This window comes from Maridesulfovibrio sp. (genome assembly GCF_963677005.1).
Classification (GTDB): domain Bacteria; phylum Desulfobacterota; class Desulfovibrionia; order Desulfovibrionales; family Desulfovibrionaceae; genus Maridesulfovibrio.
The window spans coordinates 718,834-738,089 of record NZ_OY781616.1 but is presented as its reverse complement, the minus strand read 5'-3'; the positions used below and the strand labels follow the sequence as shown (position 1 = coordinate 738,089).

The following is a 19,256-nucleotide window of genomic DNA, read 5'->3' as shown; positions in this document are numbered from 1 at the left end:
AGACCGGGGGCATTTTACAACCTGACGGACAAACAGAACAAAAGGCAATCCGACGCCAACAACATCGGGGCTGCAATGAATAAATACACCCTTGCCGGATCACTGGCATTCGTCGTCGTAATACTGGACCAGCTGACCAAGATAGCCGTGCGGGACAAGATGGTCCTCTGGGCTTCGGAAACGATAATCCCCGGATATTTCAATCTGGTCCACGTGGTCAACAGAGGCGCTGCTTTCGGTTTTTTGAACAGCGCGGACATAAGCTGGCAACGCATGTTTTTCATCGTGGTCACTTTCGCGGCCATGGGGGCTGTTGCGTTGCTCCTTAAATCCACATCCGAAACGGACAGATTGCAGGTTGCCGGGCTGGGCTGCATCCTCGGCGGAGCCGTGGGTAACCTTATAGACCGTGTTCTTTACCATGAAGTAACCGACTTTCTCGATTTCTACATCGGCTCCTACCACTGGCCGGCCTTCAACGTGGCTGATATTGCCATCTGCATCGGAGCTTTCATCCTGATCATTTCAATGTACAGGAGAAAGAAATGAACCCGGTGCTGTTCAGCATAGGGGCTGTAAACATTTACAGCTACAGCGTGTTCCTCACCGCAGGATGCCTGCTGGCCATGGGCTGGGCCATGCGGGAAGCACGTTTGCGGGATATGGACTACACCCTTGCACCGAAAGCGGGCATAACCGCCATTGTGTGCGGCATCATCGGAGCCAGAATTCTTTATATCGCGCTCTACCCGCAGGAATTCACTAGCGATATACTGAACGCACTGCGAATCTGGAACGGAGGGCTGGTCTTTTCCGGGGCTGTTGTTTTCGGTTCTGCAGGCGGTGCAATGTATCTGCACGGTAAACATCAGAAGCTGCTGCCGTGGCTGGACTCTTTTGCCCCGGCCATTGCTCTCGGCCAGGCTGTCGGCCGCCTGGGATGCTTCTTTGCCGGGTGCTGTTACGGAAAACCGACCGACCTGCCCTGGGGAGTTGTGTTCAGAAATACGGACTCTCTGGCTCCCCTTTTCCATCCACTCCACCCCACGCAGATATATCACTCCCTTGCCGGACTGATCACATTCCTGATCCTGCTCGGAACAAAACGTTTTTTCCACTCAGACGGAAAAATAACCGGACTCTTCCTGATGTTGTTTTCTGCCCTCAGATTTATTATTGAGTTCTTCAGGGCGGACTACCGGGGCGCAATCGGCCCGATCAGCACAACCCAGTTCATGGCAGTCGTCTTTTTTCTAACCGGCATCTACCTGTTGTTTATACATAAAAAAAGGAGTCATTAATGTTCTTCGGACAAATCCCCGCACTTTCCCTCGAAACCTGGATGATTATATTGGGCAGTGTCGGCGTGTTTGCAGTCATGAGCCTTTTTGCCATATGGGATGCCTTTCATCGGGAGTTTCCTTCCAACATGGAAAAGGTCGGCTGGATTCAGCTTTCGATTTTTATTCCATTTTTAGGCTGTCTGGCTTATTTTGTCCTCGGCAGAAAAAGGGGGAAAAAGTACAATGACGAATAATCCACTCAAATTGACTGTTACGGTCCTCATATTTTTAATACTGACCTGTGCGCTGCCGGGCTGCGTAACCACGTCAGACATGGACAGCATGCGACTGGAACTGCGCCAGACCAGAGCCCAGATCAATAAAAAAATAGACAACCTCGACAAACAGCTCCGGGAATCCGATGAGCTTCTGAAAAACGAGATCAAGGAATCAAATTCCCCCCTGCAATCCAGCCAGGCGAACATGTATGCTGAATTCAACGCACTCAAGATACAGGTTGCAAGGCTTCAGGGCGTCGTGAATACCATGAGTGAAAATCTTGCACGTATGGAAGCCGGAAACGGCAACAGCACAATTTCACTTGAAGATCTTTCCGCAAAAGTCGAAAATATGCGTCTGGCACTGGAAAGTCAGCTGGCCATCGATCTGGGGCTGATCAAGGCAACAGTGCCCAAAGACAAGGCAACAGAGGCGGCTATTTCAAACGCGACCGCAGCTGTGGGCGGAATCTCCGCTGTTGTGGCGCAGCAGCCCAAGAAAACAACACCGGCTGATCCGGCAAAAGCTCTTTACGACAAAGCCATGGCCCAGTTCAAGGAACGCAAATACAAGGAAGCAATCCGCGATTGGGCAGAATTCTCCGCTAATTTCGTAAAACACACCCTTGTCCCGAATGCGATTTTCTGGGAAGGTGAGTGTTACTACCAGCTTGGGGACTACGCCAATGCTGCTCTGAAGTATCAGGACGTCATCGCCAAGTATTCCAAAAGCAACAAGTACAGATCCGCATTGTTGAAGCAGGGACTTTGCCTGATTAAACTGGGCAAAACCAAATCAGGACGCTATATTCTTGAAGACCTCATCAAGAAGGCTCCCGATTCCGCAGAAGCAAAACGGGCCAAGTCAATTCTAAAGAATTTAAAATAACAATATAAACGGACAAGACAAATGGCAGACAAGACTACTTTCAACAAGATTATCCATCTTTCATTTCCATCAACAGTATCCGGCCGACCGGTTATCTGTAACCTTGGAAAAATCTACAACCTGAGCTTCAACATACTCAAGGCGGATATAAACCCCCGCCTGGAAGGAAGCATGACCCTTGAAATCATCGGACTCGAAGAAGATTACCACAAGGGCATCAACTACCTGAAGGAAAACGGCATCAGGCTCATCCCGGTTACCCAGAAAATATCGCGAGATGAAGATTCCTGTATGCATTGCGGCATGTGTCTGTCCATGTGTCCCACCGGAGCGCTTTCGCTTGACGCTGAAACCAGAATTGTGGTGTTCGACCCGGATAAATGTACTGCCTGCGGACTCTGCACCAAGGTCTGCCCCGTAAGGGCAATGGAAATAGATCCTCAGGACTGATGGGCTCAGGAGACCTTGGAATGGACAGTACCGAACACTACGCAAGTGTAAAGACAAGGATCAAAGGGCACGGACGTATTTGCGCTTCCACGGAAGAAGAACCTGTTTTCCGCGGGTTCAGCGGATCAAAGAAACACCCTGCCGATGATCTGGACGATTCCAAGGTCCCCGAATGGCTCAAAGTATACGTTACGGAACTGGACCGTAAGCTGGACCAGTTGCTTGGAATGCAGAGCCGTAAAGATCTCCTGACCGACTTTCCGGAATCATTGGAAGTAATGGAAATATCGGGAAACGGAATGCTTTTCCGGACAGAAAATCCCATATCTCTCCCCTGCGTTATGGAAGCTGTACTGGAAATAGAACGAATTCCATTACGTCTGGCCGGTGCTGTGGGGACGATTCATAAAGGACCTGATCAAAGTTCCTGGATCATGAAATTTGAAAAAATCAGGGAGCATGATCTTGAAGCCATTATCCAGTTTGTTTTCAGCGAACAACGCGAACGGATAAGGGCGGAAAAACTCGGCTAGTCCGGTGAAAAGCAATAATTACAAGATATAATGCAGAGGAGTCGGTTGTGATTAATGATGATCATATTGTGCAGGAAATGATGGAAAAAGTTTCCGAAGAACTGTCCAAAAGCCTCAAGGAAAGCATTGCTCTGGCTGTGCAGAAAGAGATATCCAAAAGCATGTCCCAGACGCTCCTTGAAGGAGAGTTCTACCGCAGGATCAACATTGATCTGCAAAACGGGCTCCGCGACATTTATCAGGAAGTGGCCAAGGCCAAAAAAGGCCCGGCAGGCTCTTCCGTACAAGTCTCTCTGGAAACCAATCCGGACGATCTTTTCAACGAGGCATCCGACCAGTTGGACGCAATTATGCGCACAACGGAAAAAGCGACTCAGGATATAATGGATATCCTTGAAAAGACTCAGGAAACACAGACCGCTCTTGCTGACATTGTCAAGGCATTCGAATCCGGTGGAGTAAAAAAGGAACAGCGCGAAAAGCTGGCCGAAATAAACGACACACTAGGACAGGACATCATGACCATCATGACTACCCTGTCATTTCAGGACCTGACCGGACAGAGAATCAAGATAATCATCGACACAATAAAGAGTGTTGAAAAAATCGTTCTGGATCTCTACATGTCCACGGGACTGAAAATCAAAGCCCGTGAAGCAGCACCTGAGAAGACTCTGGAAGAACTGGACCAGGAAACCGAAAACAAAATGAGCGAACTCAAAGGCCCCACGGAGAAAGCAGATCAGGGAGAGGTTGACGACCTGCTTGCATCCCTCGGACTGTAGCCGCGCAACAATAAATGGAGACCGGAATTACCGGAAAATTTTTGCAGTCGGAAAAACTGCTGCGCTCCATGCAAGGCTGGCAACATAGCAGCCCGTAACAGTATTTCCAACCGGTCTCCTTTCTTACATCGGTCAATTCTATTTTATTTATCCCTTGATGATCTCTGCAACAAGAGCGGCACAGTCTGTCAGCGATTTCAATTCTATGTATTCATCACAGGTGTGTACCTTGGTCATACCTATTCCAAGGGTCACGGCACTGTACCCTCTTCCGTAAAGAACATTGGCATCACTTCCGCCTCCGGTAGGTATACAGCGAAATTCCAGTCCGAGTCTGTTGCAGCAAAGCTCAATACGGCGCAGCATAGGAGAATCGTCAGGCACATGAAGGGAAGGATACGAGATTGCTGATTCAAAAACATACTCTCCCCCGAATTTTTCTGCCGCAGCGGCACAACAACTACGCATGTGCTCGATCTGATCCTGCAGGAGTTCATCACGGGAAGAACGCGCCTCTGCGGTCAGCGTAACGGTGTCTGTCACAATATTTGTCGCCCCGCCTCCCTCTATCTTTCCAAGGTTGGCTGTTGTCTTTTCGTCTATGCGCAGCAGCTTCATGGCCGAAACAGCCTCTGCGGCAATCCTGATTGCACAGATGCCGGCCTCCGGAACAATTCCGGCATGGGATGCCTTGCCCTTGAAAACCATCCTGATTACGGCCTTGGCAGGAGCTTCCACCACAACACACCCGGGGACACCGCTCGCATCAAGAATCACAACATCTTTTAGCGGCAGCAGCGAGCTGTCCAGATTTTTGGCTCCGTGCATACCGGCCTCTTCGCAGATGGAAAAAATGAAATATACATCCGGATGCGCTATGCCTTCCTCCTCAATGTGAGCCATAGCCTCAATCATCATGGCTATGCCTGCTTTATCATCTCCGCCCAGTACAGTCTCCCCGGCACTGCACACACGTCCGTCCGCAACAACGGGCTCAACACCCATGCATGGCGGCACGCAATCCATATGCGCCGAAAAGGCGATCGGGGTTCCTTTACAGGTTCCGGGTATTCGCACCACCAGATTTCCCGTATTTCCCCCGCAGAAATCACCGGCGCAGTCTTCATGGATTTCATACCCTTTCTGTTCCATCAGTCCTCGTAAAAATACAGCCATATTCTTTTCCTCAAGAGAGGGGCTGCCGATCCTTACCATATTCATAAAAAGATTCAGAATGCGCTCTTCATTTATCATAACGTCTCCAATGCGACTATTTTTTGCGTTTTTAAAAAATAGCACCGAACCCTGCGGATGAACAGGGAAAACCGATCAGGGCCGTAAAGCGTCTTCAGAGGACTTCTCCAGCGCAGAAAACAGAGCGCGGAATATCCTGCCAATATTACAGGGATAAAAATTCATATTCGGGAAAACATTTTACCCCTGAACTGAGAGCGAAGACAGCAGGTATTCCGCAGCGGGCTTGTCTTAAAGCTTACTTTAGAGTAATTAAGAAACATTAAGCATGAGGGAATTAATTTCCGGGGGGGAATTATGAAAAAATTTTCTGTGTTATGTTTAGTGCTGCTTTGCAGCATTCTGCTTGCCGCTCCGGCATCAGCCTCAACTTTCAGTTTCGGCAACTCCCAATACACTCTGGTACAAAGCAGCGGAATCACCTGGGATGATGCAAAAGTTGCAGCAGAATCCTTAGGCGGTCATCTCGCGACAATAACATCTTCTGCTGAAAACGATTTTTTCAAAAATACTGTTTTCAAAGATCAGACCAAGGCATACTGGCTCGGAGCATCCCAGACAGGTGACAACAACAGAAAAACTCCGACAGAAGGCTGGAGTTGGGTAACCGGAGAAAACTGGGATTATACAGACTGGTCCAACGCCGAGCCCAATAACGCCAACCACTTTAATGAAATACACCTTAGCGCAGACTCCAGATACGGATTTCAGTGGAATGATGAAGGTTCCGCTGTCGCTCAGCAGATAAGGGGTTATGTGGTAGAGGTCGAAAACACGGCTCCCACCCCCATTCCTGGGGCAATCTGGCTGCTTGGGGCAGCGTTAGTCCCACTGATCGGCATTAAGTCAAGGTTTAATGCCAACGCTTGACCGGATAAGAAAAATCCCGGCAGACCTGATGGTCGCCGGGATTTTTAAATTCATTAGAAGACGGTAGCTAAGATGCACAGGTTTCAGGTCCTGCACCTTCTGTCAATGCCACCATATCCCGTAAAATTTTCAGGGTCTCTTCAGCTTCCTTCGGATCAAGTTTGCGCAGTGCAAACCCGGCATGAACAATCAGGTAATCTCCGACCTCTACTTCATCAGCCATAAGCATGAGCGATGCATCAAGATAGGTTTCCCCTTCCCCGACCCTACACCGGGCGACCTGATCATTTATTGATTGAATCTCGACAGGAATAGCTAAGCACATGAAACACACCCCTTTCTATGAAATTTAAGCCAGCTCTTTATAACTTCCACCGGCTGCGGCTACTTCTTCCAGAACCTTTTCCATCATGAAAGGAAGCCGGGCCAGGGTTACATCAGAAACATCGTCATGCATGGTCTGGTAGTCCTTGGGTTCAACCCCTATGACTACGCATTCGGGACGGCGGTCACAAAGATCGCATAGAACCATTGTATCCAGAAGATCTGTCTGATGCATTGAATCCTTAAATGCCAGACTCCTACGCAAATCATCTCCTGTCAAGCGATAAACGGAACCGGGTTCGTCTCCTCCGAGAACGGCGTCAACCACAATAAGGTAATCGCACTCCATCATCGGGCCCATCAGCTTTGTCCCCAGCGTTCCTCCGTCCATCAGTTCCACATTGTCGGAAAACGAATATTTTTTTTCAAGCTCGGTAACAACCTTCACGCCGATTCCCTCATCGGTGAAAAGGATATTGCCCACACCCAGTACCAGAATCTTCTTACCCATAAAATGCCTCCGGGGTTCCTGACGGTCCATAATTGCCCTTCACAGTCTACTCAATCCATATATCAATACCGGACGGCAATTCAATTAAAAAATCCAAGTATTCAAACGAGAAGCAATATTTCCAAACAGTTCACGCCAACAGGACGGAAAATAAAAAAGAACCCGGCAAAAGCCGGGTTCTTTTTTTATTACGAATTCAAACGAACTACAGAACTTTAAACTTGTGAACTTCGTTGGTCTTTGCATCGATGACGTGTACGCCGCAGGCGATACAGGGGTCATACGAGTGAACGGTACGCAGAATTTCAACAGGACGTTTAGGATCTGCAATGGGAGTACCCATAAGGGCTTCTTCAACAGCAGACATCTTGTTGTTGTTACAACGGGGTCCAAGGTTCCAGGTGGAAGGAACAACGAGCTGGAAGTTTTCAATCTTTCCGCCCTTGATCTTGATCCAGTGGGAAAGTGCGCCGCGAGGAGCACCGACAAATCCAACGCCTTCAGCTTCATCGGGCATGTCGATATCGATAGCGAGATCGGTGTTGCCGGAAGCGACGTTGTCTTCAAGGTTATTTACCCACTCGGCGATCTTCTTACCTACTACGGCAGTTTCGATACCGCGAGCGGCAGTACGTCCCAGAGTGGAGAAGAGAGCATCAGCTTTTACGCCCAGAGTATCCAGAACGTAATTTACGACAGGAACGAAGTCCTTATGACCTCTTGCGTAAGCTGTCAGCACGTGGGCCAGGGGACCTACTTCCATTGCTTCGCCGTTGTAGCGGGGAGCCTTCATCCAGGAATAACGGTCACGGTCTTCGTAAGTGGTGTACTTGGGCTCGGTCACACCGTCATAGGGGTGCAGGGAGGAGTCACCGTTGTACCAGCTGTGCCTGATGTCTTCCTTGATTGCATCGGGGTTGAAATCCGCAACATTTTTCAGGTCGCGGTTCATGATTACACCCTGCGGGATGAACCGGCTGTTGATGTCGTCTTCCTTGGCGGGGAATTCACCGAAACTCAGGAAGTTGTGAGTTCCGCCGATTCCGGCCCAGTCTTTGTAGTAGGAAGCGACCATCAGCAGGTCGGGAATGTAACATTCATTAACAAAAGCCAGAGTTTCGTTGTAAAGAGCCTTGAATTCCTGGATACGTTCCTTGGTCAGGGATTCGTAGCAGGTTACGCCGCCCACGATGGTGAACTGGGTGTGGGGGTTCTTTGCGCCGAAAACAGCCATTGCACGGGCAGCCTTGACCTGGAGGTGCAGTCCTTCAAGGTAGTGCGCAGTGGCGATGAGGTTTTCTTCGGGTTTCAGGTAGTATGCATCGTGTCCGCCCAGGAAGTAGGCATTGGTGAAGATACCGAGCTGACCGGATTCCACGAATGTTTTCAGTTTGGTCTGAACAGCCTTGAGGTCTTCGGCCTTGGTGACTCTGGTGGACTGGCTGTTTGCGAGAGCGGCGGCCTTCACGGGGTCGGCCTGCAGTGCGCTTACAACGTCAACCCAGTCAAGGGCGTGCAGATGATAGAAATGGACTATGTGGTCATGCAGATACTGGGAAGCCATGACCAGGTTACGGATGATGCGGGCATTCTCCGGCATATTCTTATCGGCACCAACTGCGTTATCCACTGCACGGGTGGAAGCCAGTGCGTGAACATAGGTACAGACACCGCATGAACGCTGAGTAAAGTGCTGGGCATCTCTGGGATCACGTCCCTTGAGGATGATTTCCAGACCACGGAAAAGCTGGGAAGAACTCCAGACATTGCTTACTTTGCCGTTTTCGACCTCAACCTCGATCTTGAGGTGACCCTCAATTCTGGTAAGGGGGTCGACAATCACCGGACCGGTGTAATTTTTATCAAACGGAGTCGCCATTACGGCGGGACCCGATTTTGCCTTGCAACCAGACATATACAATCCTCCAAAAATGGAAAGTTAGTTCAATAAACGCCTAAACAAAAACCAGCTTAGCTCTGTTCGTAGAACGGGCTCATTTCATCCCAGAAATCGGGCTCACTGCAACCTATGCAGGGATGGCCGGCTTCGATGGGGAAGTTGGTCTGGTTGAACTTGACTTTCGGGCAGTTGTTGTAAGTATCCGGTCCCTTGCATCCCAGTTCGTACAGGCAGTAGCCCTTCTTGGCTTCTTCGGAAGCAAAGGATGGAGCAAATTCGTCTGCGTCGAAATGTTTGAGTCTGGGGCAGTTGTCGTGCACCGTTTCGCCGTAGAAAATTTTCGGACGACCGTGGCTATCGAGCTCGGGAACACCCTTGGTCAGGTAATGAACAACGGCGCCGACGAAGTTGAACGGGTTGGTCGGACATCCGGGCAGGTTTACGGTGGTGATACCGCCGAGGGCGTCGGAAACGCCTTTGGCCTGCGACGGGTTCGGAGCAGCAGCCTGCACCCCACCGTAACAGGCACATGTGCCTATACAGATGGTGGCCTTTGCATGGGGAACGATCTCCTGAACGATTTCAAGCATTGTCTTGCCGCCGACTTTACCCCAGTTGCCGTTATCCACGGTGGGGATGCCGCCTTCAACAACGCAGACATAGCCTTCGGGAGACTTTACTGCTTCATGAAGAGCCTCTTCGGCTGCATGCCCTGCTGCAGCCATGATGGTTTCATGGTAGTCAAGGGAGATCGTATCAAGAATAAGAGCATCGATATACGGAGAAACAGTACGAAGCACAGCTTCAGAACAGCCGGTACATTCGGCTGCGTGCAGATAAACAACGGAAGGACGCCGTTTCTGGGTCAACGCTTCAGCAACAGTAGGAGCAAAAGCGGGTCCCATACCCATAACAGCAGCAGTCGTTGCGCAGAACTTCATGAAGTCGCGGCGGGAGACGCCATTCTGCTCAAGGCGTTTTTCCGCTCCATCCTTTCCGAGTCCCACAGAGAATTTCATAAAAACCTCCATCCTCTAATTAAAGATCAGCGGGGTTCAACCCCGGCACTCCGATTTCGATCCAGGACCGGAAACATTTCCGACCCAAAACCGGAACGCAAACTAATTTTAAAGACATGAACTTCCGTGCAACAACCACAAAACTCGCACCTTTCACCCTTGCCGCACGTAAGCTAATGTATTGAAAAATCTAATTACTCTTAAACCACTTTACTATGATAGCGTCAACCCCAAATGCAAAATTATTCAACTGGATAGTTGTTTTATCAATTTATAGAAAAAAACAACATATAATAACACGAAAACAACAATTTTATCCAGATTACAGAATACAATTTCAACAACGTCACACTCACGAATAAACTATTTTTAGCTTGATAACATAGTATGCATTAACACCATTAAAAAAAGTATAGCATAAGTTTTAGGACACAAAAAAAGCGGCCGAAAAAACAATCGACCGCATAAAAAAACAAAACTAACTCTGCCGAAGCAGAATCAATTCATTCTTCAAAAATCACTTCCCCATGGCTTCCAGCACACGGATTTTGATTTCTTCGAAAATATCGTCAGGAGACTGATCGGCTTTAACGACTGTTATACGATCATTGTTCAGCGCCGCCCAGGTCAGGTACCCTTCCCGTACACGACCGTGAAAATCCAGCGATTCCGCCTCGAACCGACCTTCTTCCTGCATCCTGTTCTGCTGAAAATTGCGCGTCATGGCCCGCTTGAGCCCTATTTCCGGTTCAATATCGAGAAGCACCGTAAGATCCGGCCAGTGACCGCAAACCGCAACATCATTCAGTTCACGCAGGAGCTTCGGGTCCAATCCGCGTCCGTAACCCTGATAAACAATGGTGGAATCCGCAAAACGGTCTGAAATAACAACCTTTCCTGCTTCAAGAGCAGGCTGCACAACCTGACTTACATGCTGAGCCCGGTCGGCAAGATACAGAAACAACTCACACTCGCCGGTAATGTCGGTGCTGTCCATGTTCAGAAGAATTTTGCGCAGTTCCCCGCCTATACGGCTGCCGCCCGGTTCCAGGGTAACCACAACCTCATGCCCGGCTCCTTCAAGATAGGCCTTGAGCAGCTTTATCTGCGTGGTCTTGCCGGTCCCTTCTATCCCTTCAAAGGTAATGAACATTGAGCCTCCGTTTTTTTCAATTCACTTTTGCTGTCCGGACCGTCCGGTGATTTATAGGGCCTGTACAGATATCTGTCCAAAAAGCGCTGGTACGGCGTCCAGTCGGAACCGTCTTCATCCAGCTTTTCAAGCTCGGCGAAAATTGTATTCATCTTTGCGTCTATATTATCGGCAAAATGAAGTATGAAAGCTTCCGGAGTCTTGGGCCGTTTCGGAGCTCCGAATTCGTATTCGCCGTGATGGGAAAGAATCAGGTGCTTCAGGTGGAGCTTAAGCCTGTCGTCCAGATCTCTTGATTTACTCAAAAAAGGTTCCAGAACCTGAACACCGATGTGAATATGACCCAAAAGCCTGCCCTCATCAGTATAATCATTTGCAAGACCGCCGGAAAGCTCCCAGGCCTTGCCTAAATCATGAAAAATAGCTGCCGCAAGCAGGACCTGCCTGTCCACATCCGGATAATTATCACAGATGGACATGCAGAGCCGGGCAACAGCCAGAGTATGCTCCAGCAGTCCACCCACATAAGCATGATGTACGGCCTTGGCCCCTGTAGCGGTCAGCAGCCGTGCGCGAATTTCCTCGTCACGCAGCACCCGCCGGCAGAATTTTTTCCATGGAGCATGGTACATGTATTCGGCCACCAGAAAATCGAGTTCCTGCAGCATCTCCTCAGGCTTTTCCTTGCTGGCAGGGAGAAAATCCGTGATATCCAGAACACCACTTTCTGGATCGAGTACCTCCATTACTTCAACAGTTAATTGAGGCTTGTCCCTGAACGATCCCACCATTCCACCGGCCACAACGAACAGCCCCGGTTCCAGGGACCTGAAAGACTGGCTGAGCGGACTCCATATCTTGGCCTCTACAGCACCTGAATTATCCTGCAGACGCAGATTCCAGAACGGTCCGTTCCTTGATTCGCGCAGTTGGGCATCTCCGATGAGGAAAATATCCCTCACCCTTTCCCCGTTTATAAAATCTTTAATATATGTAGTTTTTTGCGACACTTCTTGCTATTCCTGAATTGCTTTGATACCTCGCCCTTAGGCGTTGTCATTCTGCCGTAAGCAGTTGTTCGGACCATCAACTGTCCGGAATCTGTATACATAGTCAAAGCACCGGAAGACTGTCCAATTTTTTTTGACCATATCTTTGCCGGAGAACCTGATGAATATACTTTTGACCAATGATGACGGCATCCAGGCCGTCGGCCTGCGAGCCCTCTACCACGGACTCATACGGAGCGGAATGAAAGTTCAGGTCGTGGCTCCTGTGGCGGAACAGTCCGCCGTAGGTCACGCCGTCTCACTTTCCTCTCCCCTGCGAGTTAAAAAATTCGAAGAGGAGGGGTTCACCGGACTGGGGGTGTACGGGACACCGGTGGACTGCGTCAAGCTCGGGCTTACCACCCTGCTGGACGAAAAGCCCGACATTGTGATCTCGGGGATAAACAGCGGAGCCAACGTCGGGGTGGACATACTGTATTCGGGAACGGTTTCCGCCGCAACCGAAGGAGCCCTGATGGGATACCCGGCAATGGCTGTGTCCTACGACAGCTTCAAGCCTGAAGACCTGCACACTCAGGGAGACTTCTGCGCAGAGCTGCTGCGTAAGATTCCATGGAAAGACCTTGAGCCGAAGACCGTGGTAAACCTGAATTTCCCGGCAAGACCGGTTGACGAAGCGGAAGGGCTTAAAATCTGCCGCCACACCCGCGTATCCTGGCAGGACTGGTACGAGGAGCGTCGCGATCCCAGAGGCCATCCCTATTACTGGCTGGCAGGTATAATGCCTGAGGAACAGATCAGCCCCGGCACGGACCGGGACCTGCTCAGCAAGGGTTACATTACAATGACTCCCCTGCGGTTCGATTTCACGGATCGTGAGGCAATTGTAACCCTGGAGAAAGGTCTGCTCAGCTAGTTCACATACAATTCATCTGTATGTGGACATTTTATTTCTATATAGTGTATAAGAAAATAAGTTAACACAAATGCAGTTATACGGTCTGCACGGCACATGCTCCGGTCCCCGGGTAAAACGACTGCCGCATATGCCGGACCGGATCTGCATGTTGCAATAATCCCGACTATTCCACCAAGGAGGACTAATGCCACTCGTTTCGCCTAAAGAAATGTTTGAAGGGGCCTATGCAGGCGGCTATGCCATCGGCGCGTTTAACGTGAACAACATGGAAATAATCCAGGGAATCATGGAGGCTGGCAGCGAGGAGAACTCCCCCCTGATCCTGCAGGTTTCCGCTGGAGCCCGCAAATACGCCGGACAGGGTTACATCATTAAACTCATGGAAGCGGCGTTGCAGGAAACTGATCTTCCTGTTGTGCTCCACCTCGACCATGGTGCAAATTTCGAAATATGCAAGGAAGTCATTGACGGCGGATTCACATCCGTAATGATCGACGGCTCACACCTGCCGTTCAAGGAAAACATCGCCCTGACCAGACAGGTTGTGGAATACGCTCACGACAAGGGAGTATGGGTTGAAGCGGAACTGGGCCGTCTGGCCGGGGTAGAAGAAGATGTTGTCTCGGAAGAACACATCTACACCGATCCTGATGAAGCTGTGGAATTCGTGGAAAAGACCGGCTGCGACTCCCTTGCCATCGCCATCGGCACCAGCCATGGCGCATACAAATTTACCGGGGAAGCAAGGCTCGATTTTGATCGTCTGGATAAAATCGGTTCCATGATGCCCAAGTACCCCATCGTCCTGCACGGCGCATCAAGCGTGGTACAGGAATACGTAACAATGGCCAACGAATACGGGGCAGAAATCGGCGGAGCCAAGGGTGTTCCCGAAGACCTGCTCAGAAAAGCGGCATCCAAGGCTGTCTGCAAAATCAACATCGATACCGACATCCGTCTGGCAATGACTGCCGTCATCCGCAAATTCCTCGCTGAAAATCCTGCTGCATTCGATCCCCGCGGCTACCTCGGTGAAGCCCGCAAGGCCGTAAAGGAAATGGTCCGCCACAAGATAGTCAACGTGCTGGGCTGTTCAAACAAAGCATAACTTAGTCGAAAATAAGGCCGCCTCCAGGGAAAGGGCGGCCTTATTATTCTATACAAGGGAACGGCATCCCGATCGGGATGCTTTTTAGGGAAGATTGCCCCTGTAGCCATAACATTCATCAGCCTGAGTGCAGGATATGGAGCCCGGTAGCTCCATGGTTTCCGGAGGAGAACAGAAACCGTCCTGCGGCGCTGTCCGAGACCTGCGTCCCTGATAAACAGGGAATTCGGGTTTGGGACAGATCGCCTGCTCTTCGGCGTAAGTATGAAAGCAGGGGCGGAAAAGGAGAAAATTGATAATGGCTGTAAAACTAGGGATTAACGGATTCGGAAGAATCGGCCGCTACCTCGTGCGCCTGATTCACGACAGCAAGGACTTCGACCTTGTTGCAATCAATGCACGGGCTTCCAATGAAGACCTGGCACTTCTCTTCAAGCACGACTCGGTGCACGGGACTTTCCATGCCGACGTGGAAGCCACTGAAAACGGCTTCACCATCAACGGCAGGGAAATACTCGTAACCCGCTGTGCTCCGGGGGAATGGAAGTGGGCCGAACTGGGCTGCGAGATGGTTGCCGAAACAACAGGAAAATTCCGCGACCGTGAAAGCTGTAAAAAACATATGGCCTGCGGGGCAAAAAAAGTTGTCATCAGCTCTCCCGGAATTGATGCCGACAAGACGATTGTAATGGGAGTGAACGACCACATCTTAACTCCTGCAGACAACATTGTTTCCGGCGCTTCATGTACAACCAACTGCCTTGCTCCGGTTGCCAAAGTGATCAACGATGAGTTCGGACTTGAAAGAGGACTCATGACCACCGTTCACGCTTACACCATGAGTCAGAGAGTTCTGGACGGTTCGCACAAGGACATCCGCCGGGCAAGAGCCTGTGCCGTAAACATGGTTCCCACAACCACAGGTGCCGCCAAGGCAGTCACCATGGTTATCCCGGAACTGGAAGGCAAACTCGACGGCATGTCTATCCGTGTTCCCACACCCAACGTCTCCCTGGTCGACCTGACCTGTGATCTCGGCAGAGCCACAACCAAGGAAGAAGTGAACGCGGTACTGGCCAAGGCTGCGAACGCTCATATGGGCTACACGGAAAAACCGCTCGTCTCCACCGACTATATCGGGGATACCCACGGAGGCGTGGTGGACGGCCCTCTGACCGAGGTTATGGACGGCACAATGCTCAAACTCATCATCTGGTACGATAACGAAGCAAGCTTCACCAACCAGCTTGTCCGGCTTATGACCAAAGTCGCCGGCATGATGTAGACGTCCCCTCCCCAAGAACGCCAAATCCCCTCCGGCACATTGTGGCGGAGGGGATTTAATGCAGAATACTGTTTTCATACTCAACTGCAATATAATCCGCACGGTCACACAACGCCGCATCAACCGTGTAGATTTATCATCAAATACATAGTAACAATATGACCATGTTTCATGGCGGACCTCCCTTTCCGGAAAAGGGTAAAAAGACACTATTCATATTGGACAGCCTGCTGTTTGCCATACTGCTGTGCGCTTTAGGCCTGTTCCTGTACAACGGCACACAAAAACTCGGATACAACTGGCAATGGTTCCGTGTTCCGGAATTCATCATCAGTGTCACAGATGAAGGAGTGCGTCCCGGCCTTCTGCTCAAGGGGCTTGGAGTCACACTGCAGATAACAGCAGCAAGTTTTGTGCTGACCTTCATCATAGGGCTGGGAACCGCCCTGCTGCGACTGTCCGGATCATTTGCGGGCAGAATCATTGCCCGCGCCTATCTTGAATCCATCCGAAACACACCGCTGCTGATTCAGCTGTTTTTCATTTATTTCGTAATCGCCCCGGCTCTCGAAATGGACGGGTTCTGGACGGCTGTCATCTCACTCAGTCTTTTTGAGGGCGCATATTCCTCCGAAATTTTCAGGGCCGGGATAACCTCCATCGACCGGGGACAATGGGAGGCGGCCTACAGTCTGGGCGGCGACCGCAAATTCGCCTACGTAAACATAATTCTACCTCAGGCACTGGCCAGAATAGCCCCTCCCCTGGCAGGACAGGCCATCTCACTGGTCAAGGATTCGGCTCTGGTAAGCACAATCGCCATCTACGACCTCACAATGCAGGGCCAATCCATCATATCCGATACTTTTATGACTTTCGAAATCTGGTTTACAGTTGCAGCCATATATCTGTGCATAACACTGCTTCTTTCGTGGTCACTGGACAAGGCGGCCTCGAAGTTCAAAAGCAGGTGGTAAACGAAACTTCAACCAACCGGAGGAGACAATGACTTTATGGAGAACAGTAACCATCGGCATAACAGCCATGGTCATGATCATGGGGCTTTCGTCCGCTGTCTGGGCAGGAGATGTAAGAACATCCCTTTCTCAGGAGAGTACCCTGGAAACGGTACTGAAAAACAAGGTTCTGAGAGTTGGATTCTCCACATTCAAACCATGGGCCATGAAGGGCAAGAACGGAGAATTCATTGGATTCGAAATAGACGTAGCCAGAAGAATTGCCACGGATATGGGCGTAAAAATACGTTTCATACCCACCAAATGGGATGGAATCATCCCCGCCCTGCTTACCGGTAAATTCGATATCATCATCGGCGGCATGGGAATCACCCCGCAGCGCAACCTCAAGGTAAACTTTTCCGATCCCTACGAATTTACAGGCATGTCCATTGTAGCCAGCAGAAAAGTGGCGCCGGACAAATCCGACCTGAAAGATTTCAACAATGAATCCGTTACGGTCTCGGTGCGGCTCGGCACCACAGCGGAAAAGGCCGCAGCCAACTTTCTGCCCAAGGCCAAACTGCTCAAATTCAGTGATGAATCCGCCTCCATTCAGGAACTGCTGAACGGCAAATCAGCCTGTCTGGTGGCTTCCAACCCCCTGCCTGAAAATCTGGTAAAAAAATACCCGAAGCAACTCTACCTGCCGCTTCAGGCTGATTTCACCAAGGAACCCATCGGCTTCGCCGTTCGCAAGGGCGACCCCGATTTCCTCAACTTCCTCAACAACTGGATAAAAGTAACCAATTCCGAAGGCTGGCTCGAAGCCCGCTTCAACTATTGGTTCAAAACCGATGAATGGAAATCTCTGGTGGAATAACAGCTGAATGCGCATTTCACCCAAAAGGATCACCTCCCTTGACGTGCTGCTTCTGGCAGCCGTCATGGGAGGATTATTCTGGATTTTCACCAGGCTTGCCGACGGCCTGACCTACAACTGGAACTGGTTCGCTATCCCCGGTTATATAATCATGAAAAATCCGGGAACAGGACAATGGGAACCGGGACTCCTTACCCTCGGCCTGATTGTAACCCTGCGCCTCTCCGTCTGGTCGATATTACTCGCCCTCATCCTCGGAACGCTCATGGGGATATGGAGGGTCAGCACCCGGCCGCTGCTGCGCATGATTTCAGGGGCCTATGTAGGACTGATCCGCAATATCCCGCCACTGGTGCTGATATTCATCTTCTACTATTTTCTGGGAGATCAGATCATGCAGGCGAGCGGCATTACAGACCTCTCCTATACAATTGACGACAGCGACTTTCCGTTGCTGACCCTGCTCGCCGGACCGGCGGAACAGCTTCCCTCCTTCCTGTCCGGAGTGATAACCATGTCGCTGTTTGAAGGGGCGTACATTACGGAAATAGTACGCGCAGGAATAGAATCAGTGGAACAAGGACAATGGGAGGCATCGTCCGCACTGGGGTTCAACCGCCGGGAACAACTGCTGCATATAATACTTCCACAGGCGTTTTCCCGCTCCCTTCCGCCGCTGGCAGGACAGTTCATATCCACCATCAAGGATTCGTCCATCGTATCTGTCATCTCAATTCAGGAACTTACCTTTTCCGGGCAGGAGCTGATGTCCGCCACATACAGAACATTCGAAATATGGACTGTAGTGATAATCATGTACTTCCTGCTGACTTTCCCGTGCTCCCTAGCTGTCCGTGCTCTGGAAAAACGCATGAACAGGCACAGAAACCGTTGACCGGCAGGCGGCACCGCTGTCAGCGGCCTGTAAAAGATAATTTGAATCTTCGCATGCTGCTTCCGAACTTTTCCGGAGGTAATCCTCCACTGTTTCCGCCACACCTAAAAAACCGCTGACCACCTCCGGGTCGAACTGGGAACCGGAACAATTCTTTATTTCAGTCACAATTTCTGAAAAGGATCGGGCCTGACGATAGGGACGATTACCGGCCATTGCGGAAAGAGTATCCGCAACAGCTATTATCCTTGCTTCAAAAGGGATCTGTTCCCCTTTAAGCCCGGCAGGATAACCGGCCCCGTCAAACCGCTCGTGATGGTGCAGTATGGACCCGGCAATAACATCAATGCCCGGCAGCAAGGTAACCGGGGCAACTATATCCGCTCCGATCTGCGGATGCCGTTGTATCAGTGTAAACTCCTCCGCCGTCAACCTGCCTTTCTTTTGCAGAATTGAATCGGGAATTCCTATTTTTCCGATATCATGCAGGTGCCCGGCAATGTGCAGCAGTTCGCACCGCTCCTTTCCGAGCCCCAGACTGTTTCCAATATGCTTTGAAATTACTGCCACTTCTTCCGAATGAGAACAGGTATACGGGTCCTTGGCGTCAATGGCGTTGCCGAGTGATTCAGCAAACTGGTGCACAGTTACGCTGACTCGGCAGGATCTATTTACCTCGTCATCCTGCTCGCTGAGATTGTTAGATATATTCAATGATACCCCGCTATTGCTTTATCGGTAAAATTAATTGGACTGGTGCGGCAACACTATTGAATTTGAATTTCAATGTCAATATCCTAAAAATAAAGCTATAAGCATAGTAAAAGTTGGAGCCAAAATCTGTTATAAAATAAATACAAAACCACACCTTCATAATCTGAATTGGCTTAAAACAACGATTTTTCTAAAAACACGGCGATAAGTACACACAATCTTAACAAAGCCGACACC

Annotated in this window: 22 protein-coding genes; 14 read left to right on the top strand and 8 right to left on the bottom strand. The window is 50.2% G+C overall.

Annotated features, from left to right (window positions below):
- Nucleotides 1-75 precede the first annotated feature (75 nt).
- The 7 genes from lspA to ACKU4E_RS03335 are packed head-to-tail and all read left to right on the top strand — an operon-like array spanning nt 76 to nt 4,218.
- Nucleotides 76-549, top strand: a complete 474-nt coding sequence (lspA, locus tag ACKU4E_RS03365) for a signal peptidase II (RefSeq protein WP_320169676.1) — start codon at nt 76-78, stop codon at nt 547-549.
- Entirely contained in the window at nt 546-1,301 is a 756-nt protein-coding gene (gene lgt / locus ACKU4E_RS03360; RefSeq protein WP_320169675.1) for a prolipoprotein diacylglyceryl transferase, read from the top strand. The genes lspA and lgt overlap by 4 nt, the downstream gene beginning before the upstream one ends.
- Complete coding sequence (locus ACKU4E_RS03355) at nt 1,301-1,537, top strand: PLD nuclease N-terminal domain-containing protein (protein ID WP_320169674.1); 237 nt, start codon at nt 1,301-1,303, stop codon at nt 1,535-1,537. Before lgt ends, ACKU4E_RS03355 begins: the two co-directional genes overlap by 1 nt.
- Nucleotides 1,527-2,450, top strand: coding sequence for a tol-pal system protein YbgF (ybgF, locus tag ACKU4E_RS03350; RefSeq protein WP_320169673.1), 924 nt, complete (start codon nt 1,527-1,529; stop codon nt 2,448-2,450). The genes ACKU4E_RS03355 and ybgF overlap by 11 nt, the downstream gene beginning before the upstream one ends.
- 21 nt (nt 2,451-2,471) lie before the next feature.
- Nucleotides 2,472-2,900: a 4Fe-4S binding protein gene (locus tag ACKU4E_RS03345; protein ID WP_320169672.1), complete on the top strand. Its 429-nt coding sequence runs from the start codon at nt 2,472-2,474 to the stop codon at nt 2,898-2,900.
- Nucleotides 2,901-2,920: 20 nt separating this feature from the next.
- Nucleotides 2,921-3,433 (top strand): hypothetical protein, encoded by a 513-nt coding sequence (locus ACKU4E_RS03340; protein WP_320169671.1) that lies wholly within the window; start codon nt 2,921-2,923, stop codon nt 3,431-3,433.
- Nucleotides 3,434-3,480: 47 nt separating this feature from the next.
- On the top strand, nt 3,481-4,218 hold the full coding sequence (locus tag ACKU4E_RS03335) for a protein phosphatase CheZ (protein WP_320169670.1): 738 nt from the start codon (nt 3,481-3,483) through the stop codon (nt 4,216-4,218).
- Nucleotides 4,219-4,365: 147 nt separating this feature from the next.
- Here ACKU4E_RS03335 and ACKU4E_RS03330 read toward each other — a convergent pair whose 3' ends face one another.
- Nucleotides 4,366-5,472 carry a M20/M25/M40 family metallo-hydrolase gene (locus ACKU4E_RS03330; protein ID WP_320169669.1) on the bottom strand — a complete coding sequence of 369 codons (1,107 nt, stop codon included), beginning with the start codon at nt 5,470-5,472 and terminating at the stop codon, nt 4,366-4,368.
- Nucleotides 5,473-5,769: 297 nt separating this feature from the next.
- Between ACKU4E_RS03330 and ACKU4E_RS03325 the strand changes: the two genes are divergently transcribed.
- Nucleotides 5,770-6,342 (top strand): lectin-like protein, encoded by a 573-nt coding sequence (locus tag ACKU4E_RS03325; protein ID WP_320169668.1) that lies wholly within the window; start codon nt 5,770-5,772, stop codon nt 6,340-6,342.
- 67 nt (nt 6,343-6,409) lie between these two features.
- Here ACKU4E_RS03325 and ACKU4E_RS03320 read toward each other — a convergent pair whose 3' ends face one another.
- From ACKU4E_RS03320 to ACKU4E_RS03295, 6 genes are all read right to left on the bottom strand, one after another.
- The gene (locus ACKU4E_RS03320; protein WP_320169667.1) at nt 6,410-6,667 is read right to left on the bottom strand and encodes a HypC/HybG/HupF family hydrogenase formation chaperone; all 258 of its coding nucleotides are present in this window, start codon (nt 6,665-6,667) and stop codon (nt 6,410-6,412) included.
- Nucleotides 6,668-6,691: 24 nt separating this feature from the next.
- Nucleotides 6,692-7,177 carry a HyaD/HybD family hydrogenase maturation endopeptidase gene (locus tag ACKU4E_RS03315; protein WP_320169666.1) on the bottom strand — a complete coding sequence of 162 codons (486 nt, stop codon included), beginning with the start codon at nt 7,175-7,177 and terminating at the stop codon, nt 6,692-6,694.
- A 205-nt stretch (nt 7,178-7,382) separates the two neighbouring features.
- Entirely contained in the window at nt 7,383-9,092 is a 1,710-nt protein-coding gene (locus ACKU4E_RS03310) for a nickel-dependent hydrogenase large subunit (RefSeq protein WP_320169665.1), read from the bottom strand.
- A 56-nt stretch (nt 9,093-9,148) separates the two neighbouring features.
- Nucleotides 9,149-10,096, bottom strand: coding sequence for a hydrogenase small subunit (locus ACKU4E_RS03305; protein WP_320169664.1), 948 nt, complete (start codon nt 10,094-10,096; stop codon nt 9,149-9,151).
- A 517-nt stretch (nt 10,097-10,613) separates the two neighbouring features.
- Nucleotides 10,614-11,249, bottom strand: a complete 636-nt coding sequence (gene tmk, locus ACKU4E_RS03300) for a dTMP kinase (RefSeq protein WP_320169663.1) — start codon at nt 11,247-11,249, stop codon at nt 10,614-10,616.
- A complete protein-coding gene (locus ACKU4E_RS03295) occupies nt 11,225-12,259 on the bottom strand; it encodes an HD domain-containing protein (RefSeq protein WP_320169662.1) in 1,035 nt (344 codons plus the stop codon). The genes tmk and ACKU4E_RS03295 overlap by 25 nt, the downstream gene beginning before the upstream one ends.
- Nucleotides 12,260-12,419: 160 nt before the next feature.
- Here ACKU4E_RS03295 and surE point away from each other — a divergent pair, with 160 nt between their 5' ends.
- The 6 genes from surE (at nt 12,420) to ACKU4E_RS03265 (ending at nt 18,305) form a co-directional block, all read left to right on the top strand.
- Complete coding sequence (gene surE / locus ACKU4E_RS03290) at nt 12,420-13,175, top strand: 5'/3'-nucleotidase SurE (RefSeq protein WP_320169661.1); 756 nt, start codon at nt 12,420-12,422, stop codon at nt 13,173-13,175.
- Between the two features lie 187 nt (nt 13,176-13,362).
- Nucleotides 13,363-14,286: a class II fructose-1,6-bisphosphate aldolase gene (fba, locus tag ACKU4E_RS03285; RefSeq protein WP_320169660.1), complete on the top strand. Its 924-nt coding sequence runs from the start codon at nt 13,363-13,365 to the stop codon at nt 14,284-14,286.
- Between the two features lie 298 nt (nt 14,287-14,584).
- The gene (gene gap, locus ACKU4E_RS03280; RefSeq protein ID WP_320169659.1) at nt 14,585-15,571 is read left to right on the top strand and encodes a type I glyceraldehyde-3-phosphate dehydrogenase; all 987 of its coding nucleotides are present in this window, start codon (nt 14,585-14,587) and stop codon (nt 15,569-15,571) included.
- 158 nt (nt 15,572-15,729) lie between these two features.
- Nucleotides 15,730-16,548: an amino acid ABC transporter permease gene (locus ACKU4E_RS03275; protein WP_320169658.1), complete on the top strand. Its 819-nt coding sequence runs from the start codon at nt 15,730-15,732 to the stop codon at nt 16,546-16,548.
- 28 nt (nt 16,549-16,576) lie between these two features.
- A complete protein-coding gene (locus ACKU4E_RS03270; RefSeq protein ID WP_320169657.1) occupies nt 16,577-17,410 on the top strand; it encodes a transporter substrate-binding domain-containing protein in 834 nt (277 codons plus the stop codon).
- A gap of 7 nt (nt 17,411-17,417) precedes the next feature.
- Nucleotides 17,418-18,305: an amino acid ABC transporter permease gene (locus ACKU4E_RS03265; protein ID WP_320169656.1), complete on the top strand. Its 888-nt coding sequence runs from the start codon at nt 17,418-17,420 to the stop codon at nt 18,303-18,305.
- Here ACKU4E_RS03265 and ACKU4E_RS03260 read toward each other — a convergent pair.
- Complete coding sequence (locus ACKU4E_RS03260) at nt 18,255-19,019, bottom strand: HD-GYP domain-containing protein (RefSeq protein WP_320169655.1); 765 nt, start codon at nt 19,017-19,019, stop codon at nt 18,255-18,257. The genes ACKU4E_RS03265 and ACKU4E_RS03260 overlap by 51 nt on opposite strands.
- Nucleotides 19,020-19,256 lie beyond the last annotated feature (237 nt).

Excerpts from the sequence above, each read along its gene's own strand:
- lspA (WP_320169676.1), top strand. The coding sequence starts at position 76 with ATGAATAAATACACCCTTGCCGGATCACTGGCATTCGTCGTCGTAATA.
- lgt (WP_320169675.1), top strand. The coding sequence starts at position 546 with ATGAACCCGGTGCTGTTCAGCATAGGGGCTGTAAACATTTACAGCTAC.
- ACKU4E_RS03355 (WP_320169674.1), top strand. The coding sequence starts at position 1,301 with ATGTTCTTCGGACAAATCCCCGCACTTTCCCTCGAAACCTGGATGATT.
- ybgF (WP_320169673.1), top strand. The coding sequence starts at position 1,527 with ATGACGAATAATCCACTCAAATTGACTGTTACGGTCCTCATATTTTTA.
- ACKU4E_RS03345 (WP_320169672.1), top strand. The coding sequence starts at position 2,472 with ATGGCAGACAAGACTACTTTCAACAAGATTATCCATCTTTCATTTCCA.
- ACKU4E_RS03340 (WP_320169671.1), top strand. The coding sequence starts at position 2,921 with ATGGACAGTACCGAACACTACGCAAGTGTAAAGACAAGGATCAAAGGG.
- ACKU4E_RS03330 (WP_320169669.1), bottom strand. The coding sequence starts at position 5,472 with ATGATAAATGAAGAGCGCATTCTGAATCTTTTTATGAATATGGTAAGG.
- ACKU4E_RS03325 (WP_320169668.1), top strand. The coding sequence starts at position 5,770 with ATGAAAAAATTTTCTGTGTTATGTTTAGTGCTGCTTTGCAGCATTCTG.
- ACKU4E_RS03320 (WP_320169667.1), bottom strand. The coding sequence starts at position 6,667 with ATGTGCTTAGCTATTCCTGTCGAGATTCAATCAATAAATGATCAGGTC.
- ACKU4E_RS03315 (WP_320169666.1), bottom strand. The coding sequence starts at position 7,177 with ATGGGTAAGAAGATTCTGGTACTGGGTGTGGGCAATATCCTTTTCACC.
- ACKU4E_RS03310 (WP_320169665.1), bottom strand. The coding sequence starts at position 9,092 with ATGTCTGGTTGCAAGGCAAAATCGGGTCCCGCCGTAATGGCGACTCCG.
- ACKU4E_RS03305 (WP_320169664.1), bottom strand. The coding sequence starts at position 10,096 with ATGAAATTCTCTGTGGGACTCGGAAAGGATGGAGCGGAAAAACGCCTT.
- tmk (WP_320169663.1), bottom strand. The coding sequence starts at position 11,249 with ATGTTCATTACCTTTGAAGGGATAGAAGGGACCGGCAAGACCACGCAG.
- surE (WP_320169661.1), top strand. The coding sequence starts at position 12,420 with ATGAATATACTTTTGACCAATGATGACGGCATCCAGGCCGTCGGCCTG.
- fba (WP_320169660.1), top strand. The coding sequence starts at position 13,363 with ATGCCACTCGTTTCGCCTAAAGAAATGTTTGAAGGGGCCTATGCAGGC.
- gap (WP_320169659.1), top strand. The coding sequence starts at position 14,585 with ATGGCTGTAAAACTAGGGATTAACGGATTCGGAAGAATCGGCCGCTAC.
- ACKU4E_RS03275 (WP_320169658.1), top strand. The coding sequence starts at position 15,730 with ATGACCATGTTTCATGGCGGACCTCCCTTTCCGGAAAAGGGTAAAAAG.
- ACKU4E_RS03270 (WP_320169657.1), top strand. The coding sequence starts at position 16,577 with ATGACTTTATGGAGAACAGTAACCATCGGCATAACAGCCATGGTCATG.
- ACKU4E_RS03265 (WP_320169656.1), top strand. The coding sequence starts at position 17,418 with ATGCGCATTTCACCCAAAAGGATCACCTCCCTTGACGTGCTGCTTCTG.